The organism is Verrucosispora sp. FIM060022 (assembly GCF_003977705.1).
Taxonomy (GTDB): Bacteria; Actinomycetota; Actinomycetes; order Mycobacteriales; family Micromonosporaceae; genus Micromonospora; species Micromonospora gifhornensis.
This window is the reverse complement of the sequence record NZ_RQIV01000001.1, coordinates 1,409,824-1,420,645: the sequence shown is the minus strand read 5'-3', so window position 1 is coordinate 1,420,645 and position 10,822 is coordinate 1,409,824. Positions and strand designations below refer to the sequence as shown.

Annotated in this window: 7 protein-coding genes; all 7 read left to right on the top strand. The window is 68.6% G+C overall.

Annotated features, from left to right (window positions below):
* The first annotated feature begins 639 nt into the window (after nt 1–639).
* The 7 genes from EG812_RS06160 to EG812_RS06125 all read left to right on the top strand — a co-directional run bounded on the left by EG812_RS06160 (nt 640) and on the right by EG812_RS06125 (nt 10,816).
* Nucleotides 640–2,409, top strand: a complete 1,770-nt coding sequence (locus EG812_RS06160) for a hypothetical protein (RefSeq protein WP_013734012.1) — start codon at nt 640–642, stop codon at nt 2,407–2,409.
* Nucleotide 2,410: 1 nt separating this feature from the next.
* Entirely contained in the window at nt 2,411–2,605 is a 195-nt protein-coding gene (locus EG812_RS06155) for a hypothetical protein (protein WP_013734013.1), read from the top strand.
* A 3-nt stretch (nt 2,606–2,608) separates the two neighbouring features.
* Nucleotides 2,609–3,163, top strand: a complete 555-nt coding sequence (locus tag EG812_RS06150) for a hypothetical protein (RefSeq protein WP_013734014.1) — start codon at nt 2,609–2,611, stop codon at nt 3,161–3,163.
* Between the two features lie 10 nt (nt 3,164–3,173).
* Nucleotides 3,174–4,736, top strand: coding sequence for an AAA family ATPase (locus EG812_RS06145; protein ID WP_013734015.1), 1,563 nt, complete (start codon nt 3,174–3,176; stop codon nt 4,734–4,736).
* A 13-nt stretch (nt 4,737–4,749) separates the two neighbouring features.
* The gene (locus EG812_RS06140; protein WP_013734016.1) at nt 4,750–5,640 is read left to right on the top strand and encodes a hypothetical protein; all 891 of its coding nucleotides are present in this window, start codon (nt 4,750–4,752) and stop codon (nt 5,638–5,640) included.
* Between the two features lie 192 nt (nt 5,641–5,832).
* The gene (locus tag EG812_RS06135) at nt 5,833–9,537 is read left to right on the top strand and encodes a tetratricopeptide repeat protein (RefSeq protein WP_126711004.1); all 3,705 of its coding nucleotides are present in this window, start codon (nt 5,833–5,835) and stop codon (nt 9,535–9,537) included.
* Between the two features lie 346 nt (nt 9,538–9,883).
* Nucleotides 9,884–10,816, top strand: coding sequence for a hypothetical protein (locus EG812_RS06125; protein ID WP_233579393.1), 933 nt, complete (start codon nt 9,884–9,886; stop codon nt 10,814–10,816).
* Nucleotides 10,817–10,822: the final 6 nt, after the last annotated feature.

Below are 10,822 nucleotides of genomic sequence, written 5' to 3'. Positions count from 1 at the left end.
GCCCGCGGTATGCCATGGGATTGGCGTCGAGATACACACGACCGATGAGTTCATCGCGCGGGCTCCGATCATCACCGAAACCTCCAGAACAGGAGCGGAAGTGTCGCCCAGTCGACAGAATCCGGCTTGGTCGTGAGATAACTCCTCCCCGGCTGAGGCATCTCCCAACGATGACCCGGTCCGGTCACGGGAATCCCGTAGAAAGGCGGGATCCGCCGGGCCCGGGGGTGTCAGGCTCGACCCTGACGCAGCAGAAGGAACGACGGCAGCCCGCCAGGATCCCCTGGCCCCACTTTGGACGGCGGCAACCGGCCGAGGTGGGGCCAGCCTCAAGCCCGACGGGTCGGCGCCGGCCCGGAGGCTGTCGATCGACATCTGCCACAACTGCCCTGCGGGGCGACCGCACCCAACCTCCCGACCGCAACGATCAGCCGAACGTCTGTCGGAGCTGAATGATCAGCCCCACCCGGACACTGTTTCCGACATCCGTTCGGACACTCATTCAATCCCTTCAGTCGAAGTAGCAGACAGGATGCCTGCCAGTACCGTCCATGGGACCAGCAATCGCGGTCCGATCCACATTTCATCCCGTTACCGGGAAAGCTCGCTCATCCCCTTTGACACGTGAGCCGGAGAATCATGTCCGAACTGAACGCGATACGTAGCGAAGTCCGTGACGCGAAGCGGATGCTTGTCGACCTCGACCGCACCCTGGACCTGGTGGGTACCCATGTCGTCCAACTCGGGCAACAGCAGACGGCCGCCCGGGAGGAACTCCTGGCGCTGCGCGCGGACTTCCTCCGCTTCGTCGAGCAGGCGGAGCGGACCGCCAACCTGCAACGCGCCGAGATCGCGATCAACACCCTCAAGGGCGACCTTGAGCATCAGTTCGGCCATCACAAGGTGGTCCGCAGAACCGCGGTCGGCATGCTCCAGTCGTTCGACCTCGGGTTGGTCAGCGAGGAGTCCGTCCGGGCGGTGGGCGACCAGTTGATGGTGCAGACCCCCCGCTACTGGTTGGCCCCCGTGCTGGTCGCCCTCGCCTCCTGGGCCGGCGACGATCCGGATCTGTGCGTCCGGGCGGTCGAGGAGGCGTACCGCCGCTCCCCGCATCGCACCTCCCTGTTCATGATGCTCGTCCTGCGTCGGCAGGGGCGGCTGGCCAGCGCCGCCCGGTGGCTACGGCACTACCTCGACGCGCAGGACCCCAAGGCCCTCAACCGCGAGTTCGCGGTGATCCTGGAGGCCATCGCCCAGGGCGCCTTCGGACCGGCCGGCATGGAGGTGGTCCGGGACCGACTGGACACCTGGCGTCACCTGCTGCTCGACGACAAGGAGTCGATGGTCGCCCAGGTCAACCGCTGGCGCCGGGAGATGGAGACCCACGTCCGGGAGGAGGAACTCGCCGCAGAGTTCCCCCGCCTGGCGACCACATCGCCCCAGTGGCCACAACTGCAACGTGTCCTGGCCGGTGCCGAGGCCCATCAGTCGATCATCGACCGGTACACCGCCCTGATGGACGCGGAGGCGCCGCCGAACAGCCGCATCGAGGACGCCATCGACGACATCCTCGACCGGCTGGTCGACGAGTACGACCACGAGGAACTGCCACTGCGTCGGGAACTCGCCGCCAACGAGTCGATCGTCCAGGCCGGTGGTGATTTGGCAGCAGCCGAGGCCGCCTTCTCCGAGACCACCACCCTGGACGACACCCGCGACTATCTGACCATCCAGACCCAGTCGGCGCTCGAACCCGAGGGCATCGGGGTGTCTACGCAGACCCAGCGGCTGGCCGTGGCGTTCTGTCACGTCTGGATGGACGAGGCGCACACCGCCTTCACCCGCGACTACCGCCTGGCGATGCCCGCCAAGGTCCAGATGCGATTTGACCTGGGTGGCAACGCCGGACTCGCCGGATTTCGACCACCCGCCTGGACGGGCTCTTTCGACCAGCCGATGAACGCCCTGGAACGGTCGCTGAACCAGCACTGGGACCGGTACGCGCAGCCGTACCTCAACAGCCTGGCCTTCCGGTGGGGTCAACGGCTCATCGTGCCGGCCGTGGTGCTCATTCTCGTCCTACTCTTCGTCTCCGCCGCCAGCAACGTGGGGTTGGGCATCGTGATCGCCGTCTTCGGCGGGGTCGCCTGGTTGGTCTACCTCAAGGGGGCGGCCGACAAGGCCCGCGCCGGTCAGGACAAGGCTCGGGCTCGGGTGGCGACGGCCAAGAAGGACTCCGTGCTCGTGCTGCGGGCGGCCGGAGCCGAGCTGACCGACTGGACCAGCCGGTTCAGCGCAGCCGACGGCAAGGAGACGCAGGTGAAAGAGCTGATCGCCAACCTCGCCACGGCGGGCGCACCACGCAGCCCGCACGAGCGTCGCGCGGTCGACCCCCTGGAGGAGAACTGACATGCCGTCGACCGACAGCGCCGACCAGCCGACCCCGGACGGGCCCACCGAAGCTGAGGTGGTGCCGTGGGCCCGGCAGCCCACACCGCCGCGTCAACGCCACACCGATCGGGTACGCCGCATCGCCGAGGGGTTGCCCGACTGGGAGCCGATGCCACCGGGTGAGATGGTGATCCGCCGCCCTCGGCAGGGCTGACCGGTGCTGGTCGGTGACGGCGGCTACCAGCGGTGGGCCGCCTTCCTTGAGCAGTGGCGGGCCGGCTCCGCCAACGATCCGCAGGGTCTGCCGACCCTGGTCGAGCAGGACTACCCGGCGGAGGTCTGGCTGCGGCTGGTCACCCGACTGACCGATGCCCTGGCGTACCGCTTGCAGACCTGGGCCGATGCGCTGATCGACGCCATGGCCGCGACCCGTGACGAGTTCGAGATGGCCCGTGCCCTGACCCAGGCCAGGCGCGGACTGGCCGCCATCCGGGCCGTCGCGGCCCATCCCGCCCTGCCCGGGAAGCTGGCGCGGGCGTTACGCGATCAGGTCGACGAACAGATCCGCCTGGTCCAGCGGGCCCTGGAGGACGGCATCGACGACGCCCGCCGGGCCGGGCTCGACGACCGGCTCGTACAGGCCAGACTGCGCACCCTGCGCGACAACCCACTGACCGTGCAGGACCGCTCGCCCGCCGGGACCGGCTGGGCCGCCGCCCCGGCCCGGCCGGGCCGCCGGATCATCGTCGATCCTCCCGTACGACCAACCTGAGGAGCGCCCGTTGTCCCACTACGACGAGGCCCGCCGGGACCTCGACAGCTACATCGCCGCACGGGTTCCCCTCATCGGCATCCGGACCCCCGAGCAGGTACGCGCCGTGCGGCTGCTGCGCGAGGTGGCCTCCAGCACCCGTCGGGTCAACCTGCCCTTCTCCATCTACACCCGGGCTACCGGCCTGCGGGATCTGCGGACCAACAACTCCCTACAGGACGACCGGTCGCTGGTGGCCGCGATGGACTTCGCCGCCAGTCAGTTCACCCGGCGGGCCCAGGCCACGACCGCGTTCGTGGACCCGGACATGCTCGACGCCGACTCCTCGGTCACCCGTCACATGGCGGAGTTGGCCCGCCTGGCCGACGACCACTCCGGCAGCATCGTGCTGATCACCGACACCCCGTTGTGGAGTGGGCTGCAACGGCTGGGCATGAGCATCACCCTGGAGCCGCCCAACGTCGACGAGATGTACGACATCGTGGTCGGCTTCCTCAAGGAGCAGCAGGGCGCGATCACCATCGACTGGACCGCGACCGACGCCCGACGCGCCGCCCAGTTCCTGGTCGGGGTCCCCGAGGGCACCGCGGTGAACATCCTCGCCACCATCGCCACGGCCGGACGCCTGCACCGAGAGGATCTCGATCGGCTCACCGAGGTCAAGGACAAGCACTTCTCCGATCTGGCCGGCCTGGAACGTGTCCCGCTGGGACCGGCCGACCGCATGATCGGCGGTCTACACCAGCTCCGTACCTGGCTGGACCGCCGCCACAAGGTGATGCTCTCCGACTTGCGGGAGACCTCGCTGCGCCCACCGCGGGGGGTCCTGCTGGTCGGGGTACCCGGCTGCGGAAAGTCCCTCTCCGCCAAGGCGGTGGCCGCCCAGTGGCGACTACCGCTGTACCGGCTCGACTTCGCCGCCATTCTCGGCATGTACGTCGGGCAGTCCGAGGCCCGGTTGCGGGAGGCCCTGGAGATGGCCGACCGGACCGCGCCCTGTGTGCTCTGGATCGATGAGATCGAGAAGGGTCTTTCCGGGCAGTACGACTCGACCGGGGTGAGCCGGCGCATGGTCGGCCAGTTCCTGTACTGGTTGCAGGAGTCACGGTCCCGGGTGTTCGTCGTGGCCACCTCCAACGACGTCCGTTCCCTGCCGCCGGAACTGCTGCGTAAGGGTCGCTTCGACGAACTCTTCTTCGTCGACCTGCCGGACGAGACCGAACGGGCGGAGATCATCCGGCTCTACCACGGCCGCTACCTCCGCACCGAACCGGACGACGAACTTGTCGGTCGGCTCGTGGCCGCCTCCGACGGCTTCGCCGGCTCCGACATCGAGGCGGCGCTGCGCGAGCTGGGATACACGGTCCACACCGAGGGCACCACCAGCCTGCGGCCCGAGTTCGTCGTGGACACCTTCGTCAACACCAACCCGATGAGCCGTACCCATCCCGAGGAGATCGCCGAGCTGCGGGCCTGGGGCCGGGAGCGGGCGATTCCCGCCGGTGCCGCCGGTGCCGCCGGTACGCCGGCTGCCGGTGGCCGCCGCCGGGTGATCGTCCCGGGAGACACCTGACCAGGAGTATCAGATGAGTAATGATCAGCAGCCCGACGGCGGGATCATCTGGAATGTTCGTGCCCTGGTCGGGGACCTGGCCGATGAGCTGCCACCGGAGTCCTCCACCGGCAGGCCGCAGGAGTCACCCGCCGGCCGGCCGCAGTCGGGCCGTCCGGTCGGCGGCCCGGCTGCGTCGGATGCGACAGGGCCGACCCCTCAGCCGTCGTTGCGGGGCGAGTGGGTCAGTTCCGACCAGGTGGTCCCGCAGCCGAGCGGAATCTCGATGGGCAAGGCGGTCGTGGCGGCCGGTGTCACCCTGCTGGTGATGGTCGTGGCGCTCGTCGTCGCGGTCGGATCGACCGACGACGACACCTCGACCGGCACCTCCTATCCCGATTTCCCGGCCGGGGGGCCGCACTACCTTCCCCCCGAGGAGGCGGGGCTGCCGACCCCGGACCCGCCGGTCGTACCGACCAGCGAGTCCGCTGAGCCGACCTTCGACGATCCGGAGGACCTGGCCCTGGCCCAGCTGCACCAGTTCCGCCAGCAGGACCTGCCGACGGTCTCCCTGGCGGGTCAGTACGTCGCCCAGATGGCCTCCAAGACGGTGGGCATCGTCGACCGCAACCAGATCGCGGCCAACGGCTCACACACCTTCTACGCGGAGGACATCCTGGCCGAGCATCTTGACCTGCGGAACAGGTTCGACGGCGAGACCCAGGTGGTCCTGTTGCTGAGCACCGACTACGGGCGGCAGCAACTGTACGAGGGTGAGCCCCTCTGGATCACCCTCGCGCTCCCACCGGGCAGCTCGAAGGAGGCCGTCGCCCGCTGGTGCGCCAACCAGTTCCCCCAACTCACCGGAACCGACCTGGACAACCAGTGCGTGCCTCGCCGCCTGAACCCTGTCGGCTCCTCCTGACCCGCACTGCCATCGGCCAGGGCGGTGATCGACTCCGTTACGCCGGAATGGCGGCTTCCCGCCGCCGTCTACCCCGCCGTTTCGGCGATACGGCGACTCGCTCGCCGAGTTCAGAAGTGGCCATCGACGGCTTGTCGTGTCTCGGATTCACGGCAGTCGGCAGGGTAGGAAAAGCGGTAGGGGGAGGCTCGCATGGCCACCGGTCTGGTTCTTGACGACACCGGCTTCGAGGTGCTGGTCGACGGGGAGCGGGTCGGGCCTCGACGGACCTTGAGCGCCGAGGATGCGACCCTGCTGGACACGTTGGCGGCGCGTTACGTGCGCGCGGTGCAGGCGAACAACGACGATGAGGTGTTCATCGCCCTGGGTCGTGAGTTGTTCGACTGGTTGGACGGTGAGCACCGCCAACTGACCGGCCTGTTGAAGCAGGCACCGGCACCGCTGATCTTCGAGGTCCAGGGGCCGCGTACCCCCTCGGAGCGGGGTTGGGCGGTGCTGCGGGCGCCGTACGAACTGCTGGCCCGGCCAAGCGGCGGGTTCCTGATGCAGGAATGGACCCAGTTCTCGGTGGTCCGCCGACTCGGGTCGCCGGGGCCCACGCCGCTGCTCGACGGTTTCCGGTTGGGGTTGGCGTTCATGGCGGCGGCCCCGCGCGGGCAGCATGAACTCGACTTCGAGGCCGAGGAGGCGGCCATCCTGCGTACGGTCGGGGACACCCGGCTGGACCTGATGGTCGAGGACACCGGCGACCCGGAGCAGTTGGCGCATCGGCTGGCCGACCTGGGCGGATTCCCGGTGTTGCACCTGTCCTGCCACGGGGTGAACAACTGGTCGGCGCAGCCGGGCCGCCGTGGCGTGCCGGCGCTGATCCTCGAAAACGAGGTGGGCGACGCACGCCCGACCACCGCCGCCGACCTGGTCAGGTTGCTGACCACGATGCCCCGGCTGATGTTCGTCTCGGCCTGCCTGACCGCCACCGCGGCCGACGCGACCGGCCACCTGCCGCCCGGCAGCGGCAGGCGTACCGGTCAGGGACGCTCCGAGGGTGGCACGCCCCTGGTGGCACACTCGTTGGCGACCACGCTGGTCACCGCAGGTGTACCGGCAGTGCTGGGGTGGGATGGTTCGGTCAACGACCGGGCCGCCATCATCTTCGCCGAGAAGCTCTACGGCCAGCTGGGAAAGCGGGCCGACCTAGCGGAGGCGGTCGGCGAGGCACGCCGGGCCTTGTTCGATTCAAAAGACATGACGGTACGCGCGGACTGGCACCTGGCACGGCTGTGGCTGGGGCCGACCGGTGGCGGGCCCCTGGTGGCAGGCGCCCGACGGCGGTCACTGGTCGGGGCCGTACGCGGAATCACGACCTTCCTCGCGGGCAAGGAACAGGTGCCGGTCGCCTCCGCGGACATGTTCGTGGGCCGACGGCCCGAGTTGCAGCAGGCGCTGCGGGCGCTGCGCTCCGGCGAGCGGGCCGGAGTACTGCTGCACGGCCAGGGGCGGTTGGGCAAATCCAGCCTGGCCGCCCGGATCGTGGACCGTTTCCCGGAGCGGGCGGTCGCGGTCGTCTTCGGTGACTACAGCGCGATGGCGATCCTGGATGAGATCGCCAAGGCGGTACGCGCCTACCCGACCGCTCGGGACCTGATCGAATGCCGTCGGCCGGAGGTGCGCGATCGACCCGAAGCCCTTGAAGATGTCCTGATCGATCTGCTGGCCGGCCCGTGCGCCCAGGAAGGCGACGGGCAGCGTCCACTGCTGCTGGTCATCGACGATCTGGAGCAGATTCTCGACCCTGACCCCACGGGCCTGCACCGGGTAAAGACCGGGTCCGCGCCGGTGCTGGCGGCCGTGCTGCGCGCGTTCGACCCGTTGGAGACCGACAGCCGACTGCTGCTGACCAGCCGCTACCTGTTCACCCTCGGCGGGTTGGAGTCGCGACTGGAGACGGTGCAGTTGCGTCCGCTGTCCAGCGTGGCGCGCTACAAGCTGCTTCAGCGCCAGCAGGGGCTCATCCCCACCGAGCGGCAGGCCGAGCGGGCGAAGTTGGCGCAGCGGGCACTCGACGCGAGCGGCGGCAACCCGGGCTTACAGGATCTCATCGGGCGGCGACTGGTCTACAGCGAGCAGGTGTCCCTGGAACGGGCTGAAACGGCCGTGGCCGGGCTGGAGGCGTACCTGAAACAGGGTGGCCTGCCCTCGGACGCCGATCTGCGCGCCTTCCTGGAAAACCTCGATTTGGACGACCTGCTGGTCCTGGCCGGGCCAGCGCACGTTGCACTGCTGCGGGCGATAACTCTGTTCGACCTGCCGGTGCCAGTGTCGGCGATCGAGGTGCTGGCCAGCAATACCGGTGGGTCAGTGGACCGGTTGCGTGCACTCGGGCTCCTGGACGCCTACCCGGATGCCTTCGATCCGCAACGCCCGGCGGTGGCCGTCAACCCTCTTGTCGCCGGACGGCTCCCTCCCCTGGCCTCGCACGAGCAGACCACGGTGGCCGCGCTGACAGTCGAGCCGTTGTTCGACGCCTGGGGCGATACCGAGCACCAGTCCACCCGCAGTCCGGTTCTGGATTTGCAAATAACTTGGCTGGCAGTGGCGGCCGACCACCCGATGGTCGTGGCGGCCTGCGCGGCAAGGGCCGTGTGGGCGCTGCGCGCCGGCCGGGCGGTGGACGCTTTCCGGTTTGGGGAGGAAGCGATCGCACTGCTCGACCGACACCACACGCCAGTGCCGACTTTCTTGCTGCGCCAGGTCGCCGATGCTGCCCGGACCAGCGGCGACGGCGACGCCACGAAAGCGCTGTACGACCGCGCGCTACAGCAGGTGCAGAACGCGGATGAGCAGGACGCCGACCCGCTCGACCAGGCGCGGATCATGGCACAACGGGCGGACTTCCTAAGGGTCCAGGGTGAGCCGGAGCAGGCCGAGCTACTCCTACGGCAGTCGCATCAACTGTTCCTGGCAGGTGGTTCGGAGCGTGAGGCTGCAGTCGCTGTGGGTCAAATCGCCGACATCTATTACCTACGCGGCGACTACGACGAAGCACTCCGCATCCACCACGACATCGCACTACCCGCCTGCGAACGCCTCGGCGACACCCGAGGAACCGCCGTCACCTGGGGAAAAATCGCCGACATTCACTTCGAACGCGGCGACTACGACGAAGCACTCCGCATCCACCACGACGTCGCACTACCCGTCTACGAACGCCTCGGTGACACCCGAGAAGCCGCCGTCACCTGGGGAAAAATCGCCAACATCCACCAGCAACGCGGCGACTACGACGAAGCACTCCGCATCCATCACAACATCGCACTACCCGTCTACGAACACCTCGGTGACACCCGAGAAGCCGCCGTCACCTGGGGAAAAATTGCCGACATCCACCACTTACGCGGCGACTACGACGAAGCACTCCGCATCCGCCGTGACATCGCACTACCCGTCTACGAACGCCTCGGTGACACCCGCTCCACCGCCGTCACCTGGGGAAAAATCGCCGACATCCACCACTTACGCGGCGACTATGACTTCGCCGCTGAGCTTCAGCGCAAGCGTTTAGCTGTGCATGAGAGCCACGGCGACCTCGATGGGATCGCGAATGCGACATGGGGGTTGGCCCAGTTTGACCTGGCGCGCCATGACTACGAGTCTGCCTATCCGCGACTTGTCGATTCGCTCAACTACCTCATTCGACTGCAACGTCCCGACGGCATTGCAGTGGTGGGCTACGAACTCGGTCAACTGCTGGGAGGTGCAGGCCAACTCGATGAAGCCCGTTCGGTGCTTGCACTGAGCCTGGCCGCCGCTCAGAAGATCGGCATGTCCGACGTAGTCCAAGGCATCAGCGAACTGCTGGCGGGCCTGCCCGAGCAGGATGAGCCGACGGCGGACTGAGGGCTATCGGCGCTCCAGAATGGGACGTCGAAGAGGGAGCGTTACTTCCGTCGGACCGGCGAATCGGCAAGGCGTACGTGTTCCATGCCGAGGTTCTCGACTCGATCATCGGCGGCGAGTAGGGCGTCGATCAGCTTACGTCTGCGGGCCACCCGCGATGCTCGCCGGTTCCCTGCTGCGGCTGCTCGCCGCCGGGGTGCCCGCCGACCGGATTCACCTGCCCGAGCAGATCCCGTGGCGCTGACCGCCTCTCCTACCCCGGTAGGAGGCGGGACCCAGACCTGTGGTCGCGGTTGGGGCCTGTGGTCGGGCGCGCTGCGGCAGCACGCCGAACAGCATCGGAGGCATGACTGCTACCTATTCGCGCCAGGGGACGTCCTGGCATCGTCCGCTTATGGTTTTCGTCTGGGCGATGGCGGGTCTCGCCGTCGTCGCCGCCGTTGGCGTCGTCGTCGACGGGCGGGTCCTGACCGGTGTGCCGATCTGGCTCAAGCCGTTGAAGTTCGCGGTGTCCTTCGTGTTGTACGGGGTGACCCTGGCCTGGCTGCTCTCCCTGCTGCGCCGACGCAGCCGGGTCGCGGAGTGGACGGCCACCCTCATCGTGGCGCTGGGGGTGGTGGAGATGGCCATCATCGTCGGTCAGGTGCTGCGGGGCACGACCAGCCACTACAACGTGAGCAGCCCGTTGAACGCGATGCTGTGGATGCTGATGGGTGTGGCGATCATGATGCTGGCCGTGGCACACCTCGTCCTCGCGGTGGCGGTGCTGCGGCAACCGATCGCCGACCGGGCCGGCCGGTACGCGATCGGGTTGGGGTTGGGGTTGGCGCTGCTCGGCATGCTGGTGGCGATCCCGATGGTGATGGCCGGTGACGGGTCGGCCGCCGAGGGGATCGCCGGGGCGCACAGCGTGGGGGTGGTCGACGGCGGTCCCGGCCTGCCCCTGGCCGGTTGGAGCAGCAGCGGCGGGGACCTGCGGATCGGCCATTTCGTGGGGTTGCACGCGATGCAGGTGCTGCCGATCGTGGCGGTGCTGCTCGGCCGGTTCGGCGGTGGCCGTCTCGACGGTCGTACCCGAGCGCGGCTGCTGGTCGTGGCGGGTGGCGCGTACGGCGGGTTGACGCTGCTGTTGACCTGGCAGGCGTTGCGAGGGCAGCCGCTGCTGCGGCCGGACGCGCTGACCCTGGGCGTCGCGGCGGCACTCCTCGTCGCAACCGTGGCTGCCGCCGGCCTGCTGGTGGCCCGTGGTCGCAAACCCGAAGTGGCGTTGGCGGCGTGAGCGGGC